This is a genomic window from Helcobacillus sp. ACRRO, from assembly GCF_022347125.1.
GTDB lineage: Bacteria > Actinomycetota > Actinomycetes > Actinomycetales > Dermabacteraceae > Helcobacillus > Helcobacillus massiliensis.
Genome location: NZ_JAKRNG010000004.1, coordinates 113,486 through 132,900, shown reverse-complemented (window position 1 = coordinate 132,900; position 19,415 = coordinate 113,486). Strand labels below are relative to the sequence as shown.

The following is a 19,415-nucleotide window of genomic DNA, read 5'->3' as shown; positions in this document are numbered from 1 at the left end:
GCAGCGTCGGTGCGGCCGCGGCGCTCAGCGACCATCAGCAGCCGGCGCAGCGCGAACGCCGTGTTGGTGTGCAGTCCGTGCCGCACCGGCAGGTCGGTGCGGGACAGCCAGGTGATCGTGAGGTCGAGGACGGTGTCGGCGAGTGGTGCTGCCCCGGGCGCGAGGTCCTGCAGTTCGGGCGTGGTGGCGGTGGCGAGGGAGTCGGCGAGCATCGCCGCCCACGCCCATCCGTAGGGCCGCTCCCATGTGGGGTGGGCGCGCAGGTAGTCGACTTCGGTCTGGATGTTCTCGGCGCTGAGGTGCTGCTGGAGGAGGTCCAGGGCGCGCTGCCGCCATGCGGGGGCGGGGGAGGGGCCGACGGGCTCCTCGATGAGCTGGGTGAGCAGCCAGTGCATGTGGACGCTGGAGTGCCAGTCGAAGGAGTTGCCGAATGCGGGGTGCAGCGCTGCCGGGGTGTGCATGTCGGCGGGGTCGGCCTGCACATGGTGCGCGGCGTACGGGTATTGGCGGGTGATGTTGTCCAGGGCGACGGCGGCGAAGGCGTCGATCAGATCGGTGTCCATAGAGACCTTAGGGTACGGGACAGCACAGAATCGCACAGCCGGCCGCATTGGGCCGGTATTTTCGCGGGAACCGCCCAGTGCAGCGCCTTCACCGCGCCTACTGTGGAGATGGAACCCCATTCGCTGTGACTGATTTCTGGAGGACCCCATGCCTGATCTTCTCGCCGGCCGCTGCGCCCTCGTCACCGGCGGCACCCTCGGCATCGGCTTCGGCATCGCCCAGACCCTGCGCGCCCACGGCGCCCGCGTCATGGTCACCGGCCTCACCGATGAGGAATGCGGCCCCGCCCGGGACGCCGGTTTCGACGCCATCGCCGTGGACGTCCGCGACCCGGACGCCTGCGCCGCCGCGATCGAACAGGCCATGTCCACGCTCGGCTCCCTCGATGTGCTCTGCTCCAACGCCGGCATCTACCCGCAGGTCCGCATCGAAGACGCCACCGCCGAAGACTTCGACACCATCTTCGGCGTCAACGTCCGCGGCACCGTGAACATCGTGAAGGCCGCGCTGCCGGCGCTGCGCGACTCGGGCCGTGGCCGCATCGTGGTCACGAGCTCCATCACCGGCAACCACACCGGCTACCCCGCCTGGTCGCTGTACGGAGCCACCAAAGCCGCGCAGATGGGCTTCGTCCGCTCCGCCGCGATCGAGCTCGCACCCTCGAATATCACCGTGAACGCTGTCCTGCCGGGCAACATCGTCACCCCGGGGCTGAAGGCCCTCGGCGAGGACTACATGGACAAGATGGCGCGCTCCGTCCCCCTGGGCTTCCTCGGTGAACCCGAGGACATCGGTGAAGCCGCCGCCTTCCTCGCCTCCGACGGCGCCCGCTACATCACCGGTCAGCAGATCATCGTGGACGGCGGCCAGATCCTGCCGGAGACCCCCGAGGCGCTGGAGGACATGCGCGCCGCCGGTTGACAGCCGCGCCGAGGTGAGGCCCCGCGGTCACGGGGCCGGCCGGATCCGTCGGCCTCACCGCCGACGGAGGAGGTCCTCCGCCCGCGCCTCCGCATCGACCACGGAGGCGCCGTCCAGCATGTGCAGGGCGAAGTCACGGCTCATGCGGTCGAAGCAGGCGGTGCCGCGCACGGGGTTGCCGTGCTCGTCCAGCGACGGTGAGAACGTCGCGAACCCCAGCTTCGGCGGCAGCGCCGCGAGGATGCCGCCGCCCACCCCCGACTTCGCCGGCAGGCCCACATCGGTCATCCAGTCGCCGGCGTCGTCATACATCCCGCAGGTCATCATCACCGACATCGTCAGCTTCGCTGCGCGCCGGGAGAACACCCGCTCACCCGTCTTCGGGTTCACGCCGCCGCTGGACAGCGTCGCCGCCATCACCGAGAGGTCCTCCGCGGTGACCAGGGTGGAGCAGCCGCGCACATAGCCCTCCACCACGTCATGCGAATCCTCGGCCATCTGGCCGGCGGCGCGCAGCATGTGGGCGAGCGCCAGATTGCGGTCAGCGTCCTCCATCTCCGCTTCGAGGGTGTCGGCATGCACCTCGAGGTCACGGCCCGCGGCTCGGCACATCGCCTCGTGCAGACGCTCCCGCCGCTCACGGCGGCTGGTGCCGAGCATGGCGTGGATCCGGATCGCGCCGATGTTGATCAGCGGGTTCTTCGGCCGGCCCGTGTCCAGGTTCAGCGACACCGCGTTGAACACCTCACCGGTGGGCTCCACATCCACTCGGTTCAGCACATGGTCCTCACCCCGATGGTCCAGCGCCGCCGCGTAGCCGAACGCCTTCGAGATCGACTGGATCGCGAACTCATGCCGCGTGCCGACGCTCATCACCTCACCGTCGCCGAGGCACACAGCGATTGCCAGGTGGTCCGATCGGGCGCCCGTCAGCTTGGACATCGGCGGGATCTGTCCGCCGCTGACCTCATCGAGAACGGATCCCCGCAGGGCCGCCAGGTAGTCAAGAAGCGCACTCATGGCTCGACGCTAAGCCACCGGGCCCCTCCAGGCAAAGCCGCGCACCTGCGTGCGAGCCTGAGGCACGCGCCCCTCAGATGCGGACGGGGCGGCTGGGAGCCGACTGATTCCACAGCCGGTCCAGGGCCGTCACCACGAACGTTCCACGCACCGGCGCGGAGCCCGTCAGGGTGAGGGTCTGGCGGCCCCCGCGGTCGTCGGCGCGGACCGTGGCGAGGAGGTTGCGCCCGTCGCCCAGAGCGGCTCCGTCGGCCTGCCCGGCCGGCAGGCGCCAGATCGCGAAGCTGGTGGCGCCCTTCGCACTCGCGCGGTTCCAGGACAGCACCGCGGCATCGCCCTTCGCGGACACCTGCACACCCACCGGGGCAGACGGGGTCGTGCCCTTCAGGTGCGGCATCTCAGGAACCAGTGCCGGAGTCGAATAGTGCTGCTTCACCATCGCGGTGACGGCACCGGCGGTATCGGCGCGCAGGTCGCTCGCGCTGAAGAACGCGTCGCCCTCCACGGACGCATACGAGCGGTTGAGCGTGAGGTGCTCGGTCAGCTCAGCCGCACCGAACTCACCGGAGGTGGACTTGTACACGGCCTGACCGATGAACAGGGACACGTTCGTGTCCTTCACCTGCTCGCACCACCAGGAGGTCAGCTCCGCGTAGTCCGCCGCTGGGTGGCCGATCTCCCAGTAGATCTGCGGACAGATGTAGTCCACCAGGCCCTTCTTCACCCAGTCGAGGGTGTCGGCGTACACGGTCTCGTAGGACCCCGAGCCGGACGTGGCGGAGCCGCGCGGATCCGAGGACTGGTTGCGCCAGATGCCGAACGGGCTCACCCCGAACTTCACCCACGGCTTCTCCGTCTTGATCCGCGTCCCCATCTCTTCGATCAGCAGGGTGATGTTCTGCCGGCGCCAGTCCTCCACGCTCTGGCCCGCGCCGTACTGCGCAAACGCGTCAGCGTCCGGCAGCTCCTCCCCGTCCACGGGATAGGGGTAGAAGTAGTCGTCGAAGTGGACGGCGTCGATGTCGTACCGAGTGACGGCGTCCATCATCGCGTCCTGCACGAACGACCGCACCGCCGGCAGACCCGGGTTGTAGTACAGCTTCTTCCCGTACGCGAACACCCAGTCCGGGTGCACCCGAGCCGGGTGGTCCGCGACCAGAGCCGACGGGTCGTCATGCTGCGCCACCCGGAACGGATTGAACCAGGCATGGAACTCCAGGTTGCGGGCGTGCGCGGCCCTCACCTGGAACGCCAGCGGGTCATACCCCGGGTCCTTCCCCTGCTCGCCGGTCAGCCAGTGGGAGAACGGCTCCAGATCGGACGGCCAGAACGCGTCGGCCGTGGGCCGCACCTGCGAGATCACCGCATTCAGCCGCAGCTCCTGGGCCAGGTCCAGCCACGCCAGGAACTCCTTCTTCTGCTCCTCAGCGGACAGCCCCGGCTTCGAGGGGTAGTCGATGTTCTCCACCGCCGCGATCCACATTGCGCGCAGCTGCCGCACCGGGCGGGTCCTGTCAGCACCCGCCTCACTGATCGTCTCCGCCGACGGGTCGTGCGCCGCCGACGCCGCCGGCGCCCCCACGATCCCGACGGTGAACGCCGCTGAGGAGACCACCGCCCCGGACGTCAGACGCAGCAGATCGCGGCGGTTCAGCGGTTCAGCCATGAGGGTGGTCTCCTCGCACAGGTGACAGGACACCCTTGACCGTTTCATGATTCTCTTGGAATTTCCATGAACAAACCGGAAGGACACTGCCATGTGCCGTCTGCTCGCCGTCTCCACCCGCGACGACCGCCCCCTCGCGGAGGCCTACAGCGAGCAGTTCGAAGCGTTCACCTCCCAGTCCTGCCTGCACACGGACGGCTGGGGCCTCGCCTGGTATGAGAACGGTCACCTGAGCACCGGCCGCGACATCGACGAAGCGCACGCCTCCGGCCTGTACCGCGACCTCACCACCCACCGGGCCCGCGGCCCCATTATGCTCGCGCACCTGCGCAAAGCCAGCGAAGGCCTCGCCACCGAGATCGCCAACACCCACCCCTTCACCGACGGCGACATCGCCTTCGCCCACAACGGCGAGTTCGACCTGTCCGATGCCCTGCGCCGCGCCGTCCTCGACCGCGGTGGCCGCACCCCCTTCGGCACCACCGACACCGAACTGTTCTTCTCCCTCCTCACCCGCTGCGCCGCCGACGCCGACCTCACCGACGCCTCCCCGCTCGCCGACTGGGCGCGGGCCGTGCAGCAGGCGGCGCGCGACATCACCGGACTGGTCCTCGCCCACGGCACCCGCCCGCCCGAGTCACTGAACTGCGTGCTCACAACCCCGCGCGGCTTCGTGGCGTACACCCAGTGGGACCCGGAGCAGTCGAAGCCGCCGAAGAAGTACGGCGACTACCACCTGGACTTCCGAGCGGAGGCAGAGCGTGTCGTCGTGGTGTCCAGCGGCGTGGACACCTCCGGGTATGAACGCCTGGAGCAGGGGGAGGCGCTCGCCGTCACCGCGGGCACGCTCACCGCCGAACGCATCGCCGCGCTGGGCTGACGCCGCGCTCAGCCCTTCCCGGTCGGCATGTGGGGATTCCCGCGGTCGACCTGTGCCGACGGGTGCCGACGGGTGCCGCCAAGGTTGCGCGGAGGCCTGGCGATTAGCCTCACGGCACAGCCCTCGACACCCGTTCTTCAGGAGGCGCCATGTCCGAGAAGCTCGACCAGCTCACCTTCCACGACCCCGTCACCCGCTTCGAGTCCATCGAACCGCCGATCCAGCACCAGGAGGAGCCCGGCCTGGACCGCGATCTGAAGCCGCACCCTGACCGCGGTGAGGAGTCCTACCGCGGCACCGGCCGTCTGCAGGGCCGCCGCGCTCTCATCACCGGTGCCGACTCCGGCATCGGCGCCGCCGTCGCCATCGCCTTCGCCCGCGAAGGCGCGGACGTGGCCCTCAACTACCTCCCGCAGGAACAGGCCGACGCAGAGGTCATCAAGGACCTCATCGAGAAGGAGGGCCGCACCGCGGTCCTGCTTCCCGGTGACCTCGCCGACCATGATGTGAGCCGCTCACTGCCGGACAAGGCGGTCGAAGGTCTCGGCGGTCTCGACATCCTCGTCAACAACGCCGGCAAGCAGATCAGCGTGGACGAACTGGAGAAGCTCGAGGATCAGCAGGTCGAGGAGACGTTCGACGTCAACATCCTCGCGATGTTCCGCATCACCCGTGCCGCGCTGAAGCACCTGCCGGCAGGCTCCACCATCATCAACTCCACCTCGGTGCAGGCGTACAAGCCGTCCGCGCACCTGCTGGACTACGCCTCCACCAAGGCCGCGATCAACGCGTTCACCAAGGGGCTCGCCGAGCAGCTCGCACCCAAGGGGATCCGCGTCAACGCGGTGGCGCCCGGTCCGGTCTGGACAGTGCTGCAGGTGACCGATGGGCAGCCGAAGGAGAAGCTGCCGAAGTTCGGCAAGGACACCCACCTGGGCCGCGCCGGCCAGCCGGTGGAACTCGCACCGGCCTACGTGTTCCTCGCCTCGGCGGAGTCCAGCTTCGTGGTGGGGGAGACCCTCAACGTGAACGGCGGCCAGCCGACCCCCTGATCAGCAGGTGGGCGACATCGGTGCAGATGCCGGTGGCGCCCCAGTTCAGCAGCTGATTCGCGCGCGCCGGGTCGTTGACGGTCCACACGTTGACGTCGAATCCGGCGGCGCGCATCGTCTCCACCTCGGCGCGGGTCAGTCCTCGATCCTGCGGATGCACGATTCCCGCACCGGCCATCTCGATCACGGTCCGCCAGTCCTCCCGCAGCGACTCCCGCGTGAACAGGCACGCGAGTTCGATGCTCGCCCCCGTCGGCGCGCCCTGCAGCTGGTCGGCGGCGCGGCGGATCAGCAAGTGGTTAAACGAGGACAGGATGATGCGCCGGTCCGGATCCAACCGGTCCAGCGCCTTGAGGACCGTGTCCACGAGGGCGCGTCCAGCCGCGGCACCGCCGACGGGTGACTTCAGCTCGATGTTCGCATTGAGCTCCAGGGCGTTCAGCAGATCGATCAGCTGATCGAGCGTGGGAATCCGCTCACCGGCGAACGCGGGGGAGAACCAGGAGCCGGCGTCGATATGCTCGAGATCGCTGCGAGTGAGGTCCGCGATCGTTCCGGAGCGGTCCGTGGTGCGGTCCAGCTGGGTGTCGTGGAGGAGCACCGCTGTGCCGTCGCCCAGCAGATCAACGTCGCATTCCAGCCACTGCACTCCGTGCTCCGCCATCATTCGGAATGCCGCCAGCGTGTTCTCCGGGGCGAGGCGGCTCATGCCCCGGTGGGCGATGATGCGTCCCGTCACCGTTGACCCCCTCGACCAGCGCCGCGGCGGTGAGCGTTCCATGCGACCACAGCGGCGAGGACGGCTGCGGCGACCGCGATGGTCACCCAGTTCGGAACCGCCCGGGAGAAGGACATGACGTTCGCCTCCAGCTGCGCCTGGTCGCGTGCGCCGAGGACACCGCCGAGGTTCGCCGTGCCCTGCGTCAGCAGCATCAGCACGCCGATGCCGATCGTGAGCACACCGGCGATGATCGCCGTCCACGTGGTTCGGATCGGGCCGAGCACCACTTCCCGCGGCCGCACCAGCGACCGCACCCACGGCAGGCGCGTCCACACCAGTGCCAGGATCAGCAACGGCGCCGTCATCCCGGCCGCGAACACGAGCAGGATGAGGCCGCCGTACAGGGCGTTGGAGCTGAACGCGGCGAACGCGAGGACCGCGCCGAGCATCGGGCCGGCGCACACACCGGCCACGCCGTACACGGTGCCGAGCGCGTAGGTGGACAGTGCCGAGATGCTCGAGCTGCCGCCCGGGGCGCCGGGCGCTCCCACCGACGGGGCGGAGCTGAGGCGGGACAGACCGGGGATCGGAATGTTCAGCAGCAGCAGAGCACCGAGCGCGATCACCAGCACCGACACCGCAGCCACCAGCGTGGCTCGGTGCTGGTTCACCAGCGCGCCGAGGGAGCCGGCGAGGATGCCCAGCGGGACGAGGGTGGTGATCAGACCGAGGTAGAACACGCCCGTGCGGGTGAGGACGGTGGTGCGGTCGGCGAACGCGTAGGAGAAGAACGCCGGCAGCAGCATGACGGAGCAGGGGCTCAGCAGTGTGAGTGCCCCACCGAGAAAGGCGCCGAGGAAACCGAGGTCCATGGTGTCACTCCGCGGGCTTCTCGCCGGCGTCCTCGAGGGCTTTGTCGATGAACTCCTCGAAGTTCTCGATCGGCTGCGCGCCGGCCATGCCCTGAATGCCGATGCCGAAGAACGGAACGCTCGTCACCCCGGCCATCTGAGCCTGCTGCGTCGACGCGCGGACCTCCTCAGCGAGCGCCGGGTCCTTCATGTCCTTCTTGAAGCGGTCGATGTCCTCCACGCCGGCCTCCCGGGCGAAGTCGACCAGCTCAGCGTCCGGCAGCTCCGGGTGGCCGCGTTCGGGGGCGGCGGCGTAGACCGCGGTGATGTACTCCACGTACTTGCCCTGGCGGCCGGCGGCTCGAGCTGCCATGGCGGCGCGCTCAGACTCGGGACCGAAGAAGGAGACGTCATGGAACTCGATGCGCAGCTGACCGGAGTCCACGTACTTCTTCTGGATCTCCGGGAGGGTGTCGCGGTCGAACTGGGCGCAGAACGGGCAGCGCATGTCGGTGAACTCGATCATCGTGACCGGCGCGTCCACATCACCGATCGCCATGGGGTCGTCCGGGTCGTTGCGCTCCAGGCCGGGGCCGTCATCACCCGCAGCGGGGGAGGCCGACGGGGCCTGCTGTTCACCGCCGCCGTCGGATGCGGCCTGGGCGGTCGCCGTCGGCGCGGGGGTCGCCGACGCGGAAGCAGCAGTGGGCGATTCGGACGAGCGGTTCTTCGTCAGCTGCGCGACGAGCACGAGCGCGGCGAACACGGCAGCGGCGATGCCGACGACGATCAGGATGCGCCCGCGCCCTCGACCGCGGCTCTGCGACGGGGCGTCGGCGCCGTCGGGCGCAGTGCTGGGGAGCGGTTCAGGCTGGGGTGAGGAGGGGTTAGTTGACGTAGACACGCCGACAGGCTAGCGGTTTCCAGCGGGCGGGACGAGGCGTTCGAGGCCCGTGCCACCGATGCATCAGCGGGAAAGGCTGGGAGTGCGTGGAGAGTCGCCGCCTATAGTTGCATCGTTATCGAAACGAGACTGGCGCGCCTTGCGTCGATTCGGAAGGAGACCCCATGAACAACGATTTCGCCAACAAGGCAGAGAGTGCCGCGGACAAGTTCGCAGACAAGACGAAAAACAAGTCCGACGAGTTCTCCGGCAAGGCCAAGGAAGCACTCGGCGGCCTCACCGGCGATGATCAGCTCAAGGGCGAGGGCAAGGCCGAGGCCCTCATGGCGAAGGGCAAGGACGCCCTCGATTCCGTCAAGAACTCCATCCAGGACGGCTCCGCCCAGGAGGCCGTCAAGGAGAAGTTCGAGCAGGTCAAGGGTGCTGTCGCCGAGGGCGTGGACAAGTTCCAGAACCGCAAGTCCAACTGACACCAGCGGACACACAGCAGGGCCCCACCCGAACGGGTGGGGCCCTGCTGTGTGAGAACGGCGCCGCAGCGGGTTAGGAGCGGAGGATGTTCTCCATCTTCTTGCCGCGCGCCACGTCGTCCACGAGCTTGTCCATCCAGCGGATCTTCTGCATGAGCGGATCCTCGATGTCCTCCACCCGCACCCCGCAGATCACGCCGGTGACCAGGTCCGTGTTCGGGTGCATCTGCGGAGCATCCGCGAAGAACTCCCGCAGCGTGGCGGGAGAAGCCGCCTGCTCGCGCAGCTGTTCGGTGCTGTAGCCGGTCAGCCAGGTCAGCACGTGGTCGAGCTCCTCGCGGGTGTGGCCTTTGCGCTCCACCTTGGTCTGGTACAGGCCGTCGATATCGCCGTATCGCATCTGGAAGACGCGCTCGAGCTTCGGGTCAGTGGTCATGCCCTGAGCCCATCGGAGGCGCTCACAGGAAGAACTGCGTGACCAGGCCGGAGATCGCGATCAGCCCGAACACGACCACGAACGCGTTCACCACCCACTGGCGGCGGAAGGGCTTGAGCGCCGGGATCGTGTAGATGCCCACCACCGGCAGGATGAAGAGGATCATCGCAATGACCGGGCCGGTGATCTGTTCGATGATGTCGAGGATCTGCGGGTTCGCGACTGCCACCAGCCAGGTGATGACGAACAGCAGCACCGCGACGATCTTCTGCACGGTCTTGGCGTTGAAGTCCTCGCGCGGGGTGCGGCGCACCGCACGGATGATGCCGACTGCGCCCTCAGCAGCGCCGAGGTAGTGGCCGAAGAAGCTGGAGGTGATCGCCGCCATCGCAATGATCGGACCGGCGTAGGCGATGATCGGGTTGTCGAGCGTGTTCGCCATGAAGGTCAGCACCGTGTCATTGGAGGCGCGGGCCTGCGCCATGCCGTCCGAACCCATCGCCAGGACGCAGGACCACACGAACAGCATCGTGAACACCACGAGGATGGTCGAGGCCAGACCGAGCGTCTTGGACGCAACCGCGTTCGCATCGTCTCCGTGCTCTTCGCGCATCGCGAGGGAGAACTGAGAGATCGCGGGCGAATGGTTGAACGCGAACACCACGGTCGGCATTGCGAGCCACACAGCCGTCAGCAGGCCCGTTGCGCTCGGTGCCTGGCTGAAGGCGGAGAAGTCCCACTGGGGGATCAGGTAGATCGAGAAGGTGAACAGGGCGAGGATCAGCGGCACCACGATCCACCCGGTGATCATCAGCATCAGCTTCTGCCCGAACAGCATCACCAGCATCATCGCGCCCACCAGCACCAGGGCCAGCAGCCAGCGCGGAATTTCCGGGCCGTGCAGCTGCTGCTGGATGAAGCCGTCCACCGTGTTCGTGATGGAGACGCCGTAGATCAGCACGATCGGCAGGATCGCCAGGAAGTACAGCACCGTGATGACCATGCCGATGGCATGGCCGTAGTGGTCCTCGGAGGTGGTGGTGATGTCGGCGTCCTCACGGTCGGAGGAGAGGACGTACCGGGACAGTCCGCGGTGCGCGAGGAACACCAGCGGGCCCACGATGATCGTCAGGATCAGCAGGGGCCACACGCCGCCCTCACCGGCAGAGATCGGGAGGAACAGGATGCCGGCGCCCACAGCGGTGCCGAACATGCTGATCGCCCATCGCTTCGAGGCCTTGGGTTCGCCGTCGGACGCCGTGGTGGTGTTCGACAGATTCTCGGGGGTGGAAGACATCGTTGTCCTAGCAGAGAGACTCCGGGGTGCCCCTCGACCTTACCAATCTGCACCCGTGGCCCGACTCAGGCGCGCGCGAGTCGGCTCCGCAGAACTGCGAACGCCCCGAACAGCGCCGCTACCTGGGCGGACACTGGTCGGGGCGAGAAGCCGGAGCTGCGGATCAGGCGCCGGTGAACAGCGTGAACAGGACGCCGGAGATGGCGATCAGTCCGAAGATCAGAACGAACCCGTTGCGCAGGTAGTCGCGGCGGTACTTCGTCAGGCCCGGGATCGTGTAGATGCCCACGATCGGCAGCACGAAGAGGATCGCCGCCAGCACCGGACCGGACATCGATTCGATCAGGTCGAGGATCTGCGGGTTCACCACCGCGGTGACGTACACGATTGCGAAGATGATGGCGGCCACCAGGTACTTCACGCCCTTCTCGCCGAGGCGCTCGGTGAAGCGGGGCGCGGAGTCGCGGATCATCGCGACCACGCCTTCCGCCACGCCGAGGTAATGGCCGAAGAAGCTCGAGGTGATGGCGCAGATCGCGATGATCGGGCCCATGATGCCGATGATCGCCACGCCGGTGTCGTTGGCGAGGTAGGACAGCACCGTCAGGTTCTGTGCGCGCGCCTCCGCCAGCTTCGAGGGACCCATCGCCAGCACGCAGGACCACACGAACGCCATCGTGAAGATGACCAGCAGGATGTTCGCGACCCGCAGGGTCCGGGAGGCCTCCTGTTCGGCGCGGTCGCCGTAGGCGTCCCGCATCGACAGGGAGAACTGGGAGATCGCCGGTGTGTGCGAGAACGCGAACACGAGCACGGGGATCGACAGCCACACCGAGAAGACCAGCGAGCCGACGGTGGGGCGCGCGGAGAACGCCGACAGGTCCCACATGGGGATCAGGTAGAGGGTGAAGAACGCGAGCGCGGCGATCAGCGGCCACACCAGGAACGACGTCACCTTCAGCATCAGGTTCAGGCCGAAGAACATCACGGCCATCATCGCGCCGATGAGCACAAGGGCCAGCAGCCAGCGCGGGATCTCCGGTCCGTGCAGCTGGTTCACGAGGAACGAGTCCACGGTCGAGGTGATCGCCACGCCGTACACGAGGACGAACGGCAGGATCGCCAGGAAGTACACGATCGTGATGACCATGCCCCAGACCCTGCCGTAGTTCTGCTCCGCCACCATGGTGATGTCCGATCCGGGCACGCGGGAGGACAGCACGAAGCGGCTGAGGGCGCGGTGGGCGAGGAACGCGAGCGGCCCGATGATGATCGTGATGATCAGCAGCGGCCACACGCCGCCGGCGCCGGCGGAGATGGGCAGCAGGAGGATTCCCGCACCCACGGCGGTGCCGAAGAGCGAGATCGCCCACGACATGTTGAACCGCTTCGGATGCTCGGGCGGGTTCGCGGGCTCCTCGATGACAGCGGCGGTCGAACCGCCCTGTTCGGCAGGGGATTGGGCAGACATCGTTGTCGGATTCCTTCGCAGGTGGACGGTCAGGGTCACGCGCCGTCAGGGCACGGCGGTGCCCGCGGCGGTCATGAGGGATTGGTCCACCGTAGCCCGGTGCCGACGCGAGGTCGATTTAAGTGGCGCAGGCTACACCAGGGTGAATGCGGTGTCAGGAGAACGCCGGTGTTCGTCTCTCAGCTGCAGGCTCAGCGCACGATGGTGCGGCGATTCGCATCGACGCGCCGGGTCCAGCCGCGCCCGTCCAGATGCTCCAGCAGCGGGATCAGCACTCGGCGGGTCGTGCCCAGCGCACGCCGAGCCTCCGACGCCGTGAACGGCTGATCCAGCTGCGCCAGCTCCCGCATCGCCAGGGCCGGCGCGGTGGGCAGCAGCACGATGCCGTCGGCGATGCGCAGCAGACGGCCCTGCTTCTGAGCCGCCGCGAGCTCCTTCGGGCCAAGCCGCAGGTCATCCAGATCGAACGCCTCCGGGGCCGCGAAAGGCTCCGCTCGCAGCCGCCGCTCGAGCTCAGCGACCGATGCCTCCGCTGCACCCAGGCTCGGGGCAGCGCCGGGCAGGGTGAAGCGCCCGTCGGCTGCGTCGACGCCGGCGGTGCGCACCACCAGGGGCAGCAGGGAAGGGTCCGGAAGCTGCAGGGCGGTGAGGGCGGCGCCGCGGGGGAGCCCGCCGCCGAGCGGGTCGCGCTTCAGCTCCTCGCCGACCGCGGTGCGAAGGTCGGCGGTCCAGCGGTCGAGGCGGTCGCGGGCGATGAGGAAGTCCCCGTTGGGGATCAGGCCGAGGTCGCTCAGGGACGGGGCCGACGGGTCCGCGCCCGGCACCTCGAGTCCGAACCGCTCGAGCTGTTCGGTGCGCATCGCCCCGCGGCGCTCGACCTCCATCAGGGCGCTGCCCCTCTCGGGCAGGGCCGCGAGCTCCGCGGCGCGGCGCCGTCCCGCGCCGCGGCGGTCCAGTTCCGGTGGGTCCACATCCATGACCCGGACACCGCCGAGGACGGCGCGCTGCCCGCTGCCGCGCAGCACCATGCGATCGCCGATGACCAGCGGCAGCACCCGCGGCATGGTGATCCGCGCATGCTGCGCATCGAACGGCCGGATGTGCGCCTGCAGGGCGGCCGAGCCGATGTGGACGGTGACATCGCCCGGCAGCTCGGTGAGGTCGCCGGCGGTGGTGGAGCGGACATCCACCGTGTCGGTGAGGTGGAATGCGCCGGGAGTGATGAGGACGTCGCCGCGGTGGATCGCATCGGTGCTGACGCCCCGCAGGTTCACCGCGGCCCGGTTCACCGGTTCCAGGCGCTCCACGGACCGTTCCCGCGACTGGAGGCCCCGGACGTCCGCACTCAGCGTCCCCGCGCGGGTGATGATCTCAGCGCGCATCCCGGTGCGGAGGGTGCCGGCGCCGAGGGTGCCGGTGATGACGGTGCCGGCGCCGGAGATCGCGAACGACCGATCGATCCACAGCCGGGTCCGGTGGCCGGCGGCTCCGGCAGCCGGCGAGGCGGTGATGGATTCGCGCAGGACACGATGCATCTGGGTGCGCAGGACCTGGATGCCGTCGCCGGTGCGGGCGGACACGGCCACGGCGGGCGCACCCTCCAGCCCGGTGCCGCGCAGCTGCGCACGCGTCTGCTCGATGACTGCGTCCACCATCTCCGGCGCTCTGTCGGTCTTGGTGATGACGATGATGCCGCGGTCGATGCCGAGAGCCGCTGCGGCGTCGCGGTGGTCCGCGGACTGCTGCTGGAAGCCTTCGTCGGCCGCGACCACGAACAGCACGATCGGGGCGGGGCCGAGCCCGGCCAGCATGTTGCCGAGGAACCGCTCATGGCCGGGCACATCCACGAAGCTGACGGTGTCACCGTCGAGCTCGGTCCACGCGAACCCGAGGTCGATGGTCAGGCCGCGCTCCTTCTCCTCCGCCCACCGGTCCGTGTCGATGCCGGTCAGGGCGCCGATGAGAGTCGTCTTGCCGTGGTCGACATGTCCGGCGGTGGCGACGACGAAACAGCTCACGAACCCTTCTCCTCAGTGCTCTCCGCAGGGGCAGCCGCCGCGATGATCTGCTCAGCGAGGACCTGGTCCTGATCCTCGGGGATGCAGCGCAGATCGATCAGGCAGGCCCCGTCGGCCACCCTCCCCACGACCGGCACCTCACCGGAGCGCAGCGGGTCCGCCAGGCGGGTCGGCAGGCGCAGCGCCCAGCCGGGCAGGGGAACGCCCGTGCCTCCACCGCCGCCCACCCGGCCCTCATGCTCCACCACGCCGGCGTTCGGCGCGGCGCCGTGGACAGCGTCGGCGAGGGCCTCCGTGCGGCGGCGCAGCTCAGCCGGATCGGCGTGCAGCGCGGCCAGCACCGGGGGAGTGGGGCCGAGGAGCGTCGCCTCCAGCGCCGCGAGGGTCAGTTTGTCCACCCGGACGGCTCGGGCCAGCGGATGCCGCGACAGCTGCGCCACCGTGTCGGCGCGCCCGGCGAGGACACCGGCCTGGGGACCGCCCATCAGTTTGTCCCCGGACGCGAGGACCACGTCGGCTCCCGCTCGCAGAGCCTCGGCGATGCTCGGCTCCTCGGGCAGCGCCGCATCCGGTTCGAACTGACCCGAGCCGACGTCGACGATCAGCGGGACACCTCGTTCGTGCGCGAGCGCAGCCACGTCGTTCAGCGGCGGAACTCCGGTGAAGCCCTCGAGGCGGAAGTTCGACGGGTGCACCACGAGGATCGCGCCGGTGCCCTCCCCGATCGCGTCCGCGTAGTCCTCCAGGCGGGTGCGGTTCGTGGTGCCGACCTCCCGCAGCCGCGCCCCCGTGGACTCCATCAGGTCCGAGAGTCGGAAACCCGCCCCGATCTCCACGAACTGGCCGCGGGAGATGATGACGTCCCGATCGAACGCGAGCGCTGTGGTGGCGAGGACGAGCGCTGCAGCGCCGTTGTTCACCACGAACGCGTCCTCAGCGTCCGGCATCCGCTGCAGCAGGGCGGCGCGCGCCTGCGTGCCGCGGCGTGACCTCTTCCCCGTGCCGAGGTCCATCTCCACGTCCGTGTACCCGGCGGCGTCGGCGATTGCGGCGCGCGCGGCCGCGGAGAGGGGCGCTCGGCCGAGGTTGGTGTGGATGATCACGCCGGTGGCGTTGAGAACGGGGCGCAGGGCCGACGGGGTCCGGCCCGTCACCAGGCGCACCACCTCAGCCTGCACATCCTCCGGGGTGATCGCGCCGGCTCGGGCGCGGTCCTGCACACCGCGGATGATGCCGGTGACGACCGGCCGGCTCAGCGACGCGGACGCGGCAGCGACCTCCGGCAGGGTCAGGAGGTCATCCGTGCGGGGGATCCGTCGGCGCGGATCGGAGGGGGCAGTGGGCACGGCGCGGCCTTTCTGCTCGGGACAGCGGCGAGCCCCCGAACCCGCCCGAGGCGACCGGTGGCGGTCGCCGGTGCGGGGCGCGGCTCGAGGGCTGCGAGAAGAGTTGGCGGAGACGGACAGGAATCGAACCTGCCAAACCGAGATGCTCGGTTTCAACAGTTTTGAAGACTGCGGAGCCCACCAGGACCCAGACGCCTCCGCCGCCCACGCTACCAGAACAGAACCCCAGGCCCGGGGCCTGGGTCCCGAGCCTCCTCGGTACAGTGGGAGCATGAGCACTCCCAACTTCGCCGGTATCACCCTTCCCTCGGATGGCCAGCGCCGCCTCACCCAGTTCGCCCACGGCGGCGGCTGCGCCTCCAAGATCCCCGCCGCGGAACTCGAGCAGGCGGTCTCCCCGCTCGCCGGTCAGGACTTCGACAGTGTGATCGTTGGTCTCGACGACGGCGATGACGCCGCCGTGGTCCGTATCCAGGACGGCCTGGCGGTCATCTCCACCGCGGACTTCTTCGCACCCGTCGTCGACGACCCCTACGACTGGGGCCGCATCGCCGCCGCGAACGCCCTCTCCGACGTCTACGCCATGGGCGGCACGCCCGTCGTCGCCATCAACCTCGTGGGCTGGCCCCGCGCCGACCTGCCGATGGAGATGCTCAGCGAGGTGCTGCGCGGCGGCCGTGACATCGCGAACGAAGCCGGTTGCCCCGTCATCGGCGGCCACAGCGTGGACGACCCGGAGCCGAAGTACGGTATGGCCGTCACCGGAACCGCCGACCCGTCCCGCCTCATGCGCAACGACGCCGCCGAGGCGGGGCTCCCGCTCACCCTCACGAAACCGCTCGGCGTCGGCTTCCTCAACAACCGCCACAAGACCACCGGCGACGTGTTCGCAGCAGCGATCGACTCCATGACCACTCTCAACCGCGACGCCGCCCGCGCCGCGATCGACGCCGGGGCAGTCGCCGCGACGGACGTCACCGGCTTCGGGCTTCTCGGCCACCTGTTCAAGATGTGCCGCGCGTCCGGTGTCAGCGCCGTGGTCGACTCCGCCGCCGTGCCGCTGCTCGACGGTGCCGCCGACGCGCTGGCCGACGGGTTCGTCTCCGGCGGCACGCGCCGCAACCTCGACTGGGTCGCCCCGCACCTGCGCACGCACGATTCCGTCGGTGAGGACGCGCTGCTCACCCTCGCCGACGCGCAGACCTCCGGAGGGCTCCTCGTGGTCGGCGAGGTGCCCGGCTACCCGGTGATCGGTGAGATCACCCCGGCTGGCTCCGACGCGCCGGCGGGCACCGTCACCATCCGGTGACATCCGGGGACCTGCTGCGTCCCCCCAATGTGAAGCGCCGGCCGCCCCCCACGGATCGGGACGGCCGGCGCTTCAGCTGTCGCGGAGGTCAGCCCGCGGTGGTGATGGAGTCGTCGACGATGCCGGCAGCGCGGCGCTCCTCAAGACGGTCACGCTGCGGACCCACCACGTACTTCGGATCCGTGGTGGACAGGTGACCGGCCTCGACCACGCCGAAGCGGGTGAGAGCGGAGCCCGCCATCAGGGCGGCACCCGAAGCAGCGGCGAGGACGCGGGACCGCTTGCCGAACAGCAGCGTGCCCACGCCACCGGCGATCGTGAGGGTGTGCGCGAGCTTCAGCTTGCGGCCCGGCTCCTCGATCTCCAGCGGCTCCCGCTCCAGCGGGTGCATGTCCTTCTTCATCAGGTCCATGGCGATGAGCTCACCGGCGGCACCGGTGATCGCCAGCAGGCGCGCCGGCTTCGTCTGCTCGGAGTCCGTCGTGATCATCGCCAGGCCGCTGGCGGCGGCCGTTGCGGAGGACACGAACAGGTACGGCAGGCCGCGACGGGCACCCGCCCACGTCGGTGTCGAGGTCATCGACAGCAGTGCGGCCGTGTATGCCGCCAGCGGTGCGCCGAGGAAGCCCATCGCCACACCGGAGGTGTCGGCGGCGGTGCGCAGCATCGGGCGCAGCGGCCCCAGCGGCAGCACCTCACCGAGGACGTCGTCCGCCTCGGAGACGGCGGCGATGCCGGTCACAGTGCCGTATGCCGACAGGATCCACGTGCCCCACGACATCGGCGATGTCGGCTTCACCGTGCGCATCATGTTGAGGAAGCGCTCGGGGCGGCCGAGGTCGGCGATCAGGCACACCGTGCCGGCACCGACGGCGCCGAGGGCAGCGAAGCGGGCGTTGCGGCGCAGGTCGTCCAGATCGAACATCTGCGCACCGAACGCCAGCAGGCCCGAACCGCCGGCGACACCGCCGAGGAACAGGTACGCGCTGATCTCGTCGCCCCACGGGGCGGCCTTCACGATCGGCCGACCGTAGTACGAGGTGAACTCGACGTCGTCGACCATGCTCATCTCGCGCCCGCCGTCGTCACCTCCGCGGCGGCGACGACGCAGCATGTCACTGGCGGCGCCGCTCAGGCGGTCGCGGCGGCGCTTCCGGCGCGGCTGCTCCGGCGGACGGTATGCATCGAAATCGGAATTCGTCACTTCCTGCCTCCCAGGAACGCCAGGGCCGCCACGGCGACCATGCCGGCCGAAGCAGCGGCGTAGCTCGCCATGATCTGACCAAGGTGCTTCGTCGGAACGACCGGGTCCGGCGGAAGGCCGTACGTCTCCGGTTCGTCCAGCAGCAGGAACACCGCGCCGGTGCCGCCCACGCCGTCCTTCGGGTTCGCGCCGTACAGACGCGCCTCAGTCATGCCCTTCGCATGCAGTTCGGCCACGCGCTGACGCGCCTTGTCCACCATGTCGGTGTGGTCACCGAACTTGATGGATGTTGTCGGGCAGGTCTGCGCGCACGCAGGGGTCTGCCCGTCCAGCAGACGGTCGTAGCACAGGGTGCACTTGTTGGCGGTGCCCATGTTCTTGACGTCGTCGTGGTCCCCGGGCTCGGACTTCGGCGAAATGGTGCCGTCGTCACGGCGCTGGATCACGCCGAACGGGCAACCCGCCACACAGGTGCCGCAGCCGTTGCAGATGTCGTTCTGCACCACCACGGTGCCGAACTCCGTGCGGAACAGCGCACCCGTCGGGCACACGTCCAGGCAGCCGGCGTTCGTGCAGTGCTTGCAGACATCGGAGCTCATCAGCCAGCGGAAGTCGGGCGTATCCGGGGGAGTGGTGTCCACATTCCCACCGGCGATCGCCGCATCCGCCCTCTGCTCGGGAGTCATCGTGGACTTCGGGCCGATCGACGGCATGCCGAGCGACACCAGGCGCCTGCCCGACTCACGGGCCTTCGCCACCTCGTCCTCGCCCTGTTCGATGAAGGCGACGTGGCGCCAGGTGTTGGCACCGAGTTCACCGGTGTTGTCGTGCGACTGCGAGAGGTATTCGTAGTCGCCGTCCTGCGGGTTCTGGTTCCACTCCTTGCACGCCACCTCGCACGCCTTGCAGCCGATGCAGATGGACGTGTCGGTGAAGAACGCCTTGCGATCCTTGGCGTCGTGAAGGGACCAGCGAGCGTTCTCGATCGGGTCCTCAGCTCCGTAGAGCTTGGGCATGAGAGCAGTCATCGGTCCTTCCTCTTCTCGGTGTCGCCGGACGTCGAGCCGGAGCTGCTGGCGGTGGGGTCCTCGCTGCCGTTCGGAGCCGCGTTCGTCTCCTTGGTGTGCTTCGAGGACTTCGACTCATCGGAGTCACCGCCGGTGGAGCCGGAGGACTCCGTCATCGCGCCCGAGCCCTTCTCACTGTCGTCCCCGCCGGACTGCTTGCCGGCGAAGATCGTCGCGCGGCCCCGGTTGGAGCCGTCCACCACGGTCTGCTCCGCCTG

Annotated in this window: 18 protein-coding genes and 1 tRNA gene; 5 read left to right on the top strand and 14 right to left on the bottom strand. The window is 69.1% G+C overall.

Features of this window, described 5'->3' with window-relative positions; genetic code table 11:
• Positions 1-563: DUF2891 family protein (locus tag MHY20_RS02700; protein ID WP_239374441.1), on the bottom strand; the 563-nt coding region annotated here is incomplete at its 3' end.
• A 148-nt stretch (positions 564-711) separates the two neighbouring features.
• On the opposite strand from MHY20_RS02700, the gene fabG reads away from it, so the two are divergent.
• On the top strand, positions 712-1,485 hold the full coding sequence (gene fabG, locus MHY20_RS02695; RefSeq protein ID WP_239374438.1) for a 3-oxoacyl-ACP reductase FabG: 774 nt from the start codon (positions 712-714) through the stop codon (positions 1,483-1,485).
• Between the two features lie 54 nt (positions 1,486-1,539).
• Here fabG and glsA read toward each other — a convergent pair whose 3' ends face one another.
• Complete coding sequence (gene glsA / locus MHY20_RS02690) at positions 1,540-2,505, bottom strand: glutaminase A (RefSeq protein ID WP_239374435.1); 966 nt, start codon at positions 2,503-2,505, stop codon at positions 1,540-1,542.
• 73 nt (positions 2,506-2,578) lie between these two features.
• Complete coding sequence (locus MHY20_RS02685; protein WP_239374432.1) at positions 2,579-4,171, bottom strand: family 10 glycosylhydrolase; 1,593 nt, start codon at positions 4,169-4,171, stop codon at positions 2,579-2,581.
• 91 nt (positions 4,172-4,262) lie between these two features.
• Here MHY20_RS02685 and MHY20_RS02680 point away from each other — a divergent pair, with 91 nt between their 5' ends.
• Both MHY20_RS02680 and MHY20_RS02675 read left to right on the top strand, forming a co-directional pair.
• The gene (locus tag MHY20_RS02680; RefSeq protein ID WP_183374120.1) at positions 4,263-5,051 is read left to right on the top strand and encodes a class II glutamine amidotransferase; all 789 of its coding nucleotides are present in this window, start codon (positions 4,263-4,265) and stop codon (positions 5,049-5,051) included.
• 149 nt (positions 5,052-5,200) lie between these two features.
• A complete protein-coding gene (locus MHY20_RS02675; protein WP_183374122.1) occupies positions 5,201-6,103 on the top strand; it encodes an SDR family oxidoreductase in 903 nt (300 codons plus the stop codon).
• Here MHY20_RS02675 and MHY20_RS02670 read toward each other — a convergent pair.
• Genes MHY20_RS02670 through MHY20_RS02660 form a run of 3 tightly spaced genes read right to left on the bottom strand, consistent with a single transcriptional unit; the run spans position 6,072 to position 8,579 of the window.
• Positions 6,072-6,842 (bottom strand): glycerophosphoryl diester phosphodiesterase, encoded by a 771-nt coding sequence (locus MHY20_RS02670; RefSeq protein WP_221187085.1) that lies wholly within the window; start codon positions 6,840-6,842, stop codon positions 6,072-6,074. The two genes, MHY20_RS02675 and MHY20_RS02670, sit on opposite strands and share 32 nt — an antisense overlap.
• A complete protein-coding gene (locus tag MHY20_RS02665; protein ID WP_239374430.1) occupies positions 6,839-7,696 on the bottom strand; it encodes a cytochrome c biogenesis CcdA family protein in 858 nt (285 codons plus the stop codon). Before MHY20_RS02665 ends, MHY20_RS02670 begins: the two co-directional genes overlap by 4 nt.
• A 4-nt stretch (positions 7,697-7,700) precedes the next feature.
• Complete coding sequence (locus MHY20_RS02660; protein WP_239374428.1) at positions 7,701-8,579, bottom strand: thioredoxin domain-containing protein; 879 nt, start codon at positions 8,577-8,579, stop codon at positions 7,701-7,703.
• A 164-nt stretch (positions 8,580-8,743) separates the two neighbouring features.
• Here MHY20_RS02660 and MHY20_RS02655 point away from each other — a divergent pair, with 164 nt between their 5' ends.
• Entirely contained in the window at positions 8,744-9,049 is a 306-nt protein-coding gene (locus MHY20_RS02655) for a CsbD family protein (RefSeq protein ID WP_239374426.1), read from the top strand.
• 73 nt (positions 9,050-9,122) lie between these two features.
• On the opposite strand, the gene MHY20_RS02650 is transcribed toward MHY20_RS02655, so the two are convergent.
• The 6 genes from MHY20_RS02650 to MHY20_RS02625 all read right to left on the bottom strand — a co-directional run bounded on the left by MHY20_RS02650 (position 9,123) and on the right by MHY20_RS02625 (position 15,816).
• Positions 9,123-9,485 carry a DUF2200 domain-containing protein gene (locus MHY20_RS02650; RefSeq protein WP_239374424.1) on the bottom strand — a complete coding sequence of 121 codons (363 nt, stop codon included), beginning with the start codon at positions 9,483-9,485 and terminating at the stop codon, positions 9,123-9,125.
• Between the two features lie 22 nt (positions 9,486-9,507).
• Positions 9,508-10,782 carry an aromatic amino acid transport family protein gene (locus MHY20_RS02645; RefSeq protein WP_183374132.1) on the bottom strand — a complete coding sequence of 425 codons (1,275 nt, stop codon included), beginning with the start codon at positions 10,780-10,782 and terminating at the stop codon, positions 9,508-9,510.
• A 163-nt stretch (positions 10,783-10,945) separates the two neighbouring features.
• Complete coding sequence (locus MHY20_RS02640) at positions 10,946-12,253, bottom strand: HAAAP family serine/threonine permease (protein WP_239374423.1); 1,308 nt, start codon at positions 12,251-12,253, stop codon at positions 10,946-10,948.
• 191 nt (positions 12,254-12,444) lie between these two features.
• Positions 12,445-14,271 (bottom strand): selenocysteine-specific translation elongation factor, encoded by a 1,827-nt coding sequence (gene selB / locus MHY20_RS02635; protein WP_239374421.1) that lies wholly within the window; start codon positions 14,269-14,271, stop codon positions 12,445-12,447.
• The gene (gene selA / locus MHY20_RS02630; RefSeq protein WP_239374419.1) at positions 14,268-15,617 is read right to left on the bottom strand and encodes an L-seryl-tRNA(Sec) selenium transferase; all 1,350 of its coding nucleotides are present in this window, start codon (positions 15,615-15,617) and stop codon (positions 14,268-14,270) included. Before selA ends, selB begins: the two co-directional genes overlap by 4 nt.
• A gap of 104 nt (positions 15,618-15,721) precedes the next feature.
• Positions 15,722-15,816, bottom strand: a tRNA-Sec gene (locus MHY20_RS02625).
• Between the two features lie 72 nt (positions 15,817-15,888).
• On the opposite strand from MHY20_RS02625, the gene selD reads away from it, so the two are divergent.
• Positions 15,889-16,926, top strand: coding sequence for a selenide, water dikinase SelD (gene selD, locus MHY20_RS02620; protein WP_183374138.1), 1,038 nt, complete (start codon positions 15,889-15,891; stop codon positions 16,924-16,926).
• A gap of 88 nt (positions 16,927-17,014) precedes the next feature.
• Here the strand turns inward: selD and nrfD are convergent, their stop codons facing one another.
• On the bottom strand, positions 17,015-18,130 hold the full coding sequence (nrfD, locus tag MHY20_RS02615; RefSeq protein ID WP_239374416.1) for an NrfD/PsrC family molybdoenzyme membrane anchor subunit: 1,116 nt from the start codon (positions 18,128-18,130) through the stop codon (positions 17,015-17,017).
• Positions 18,127-19,146 carry a 4Fe-4S dicluster domain-containing protein gene (locus tag MHY20_RS02610; protein WP_239374453.1) on the bottom strand — a complete coding sequence of 340 codons (1,020 nt, stop codon included), beginning with the start codon at positions 19,144-19,146 and terminating at the stop codon, positions 18,127-18,129. Before MHY20_RS02610 ends, nrfD begins: the two co-directional genes overlap by 4 nt.
• Positions 19,147-19,415: the final 269 nt, after the last annotated feature.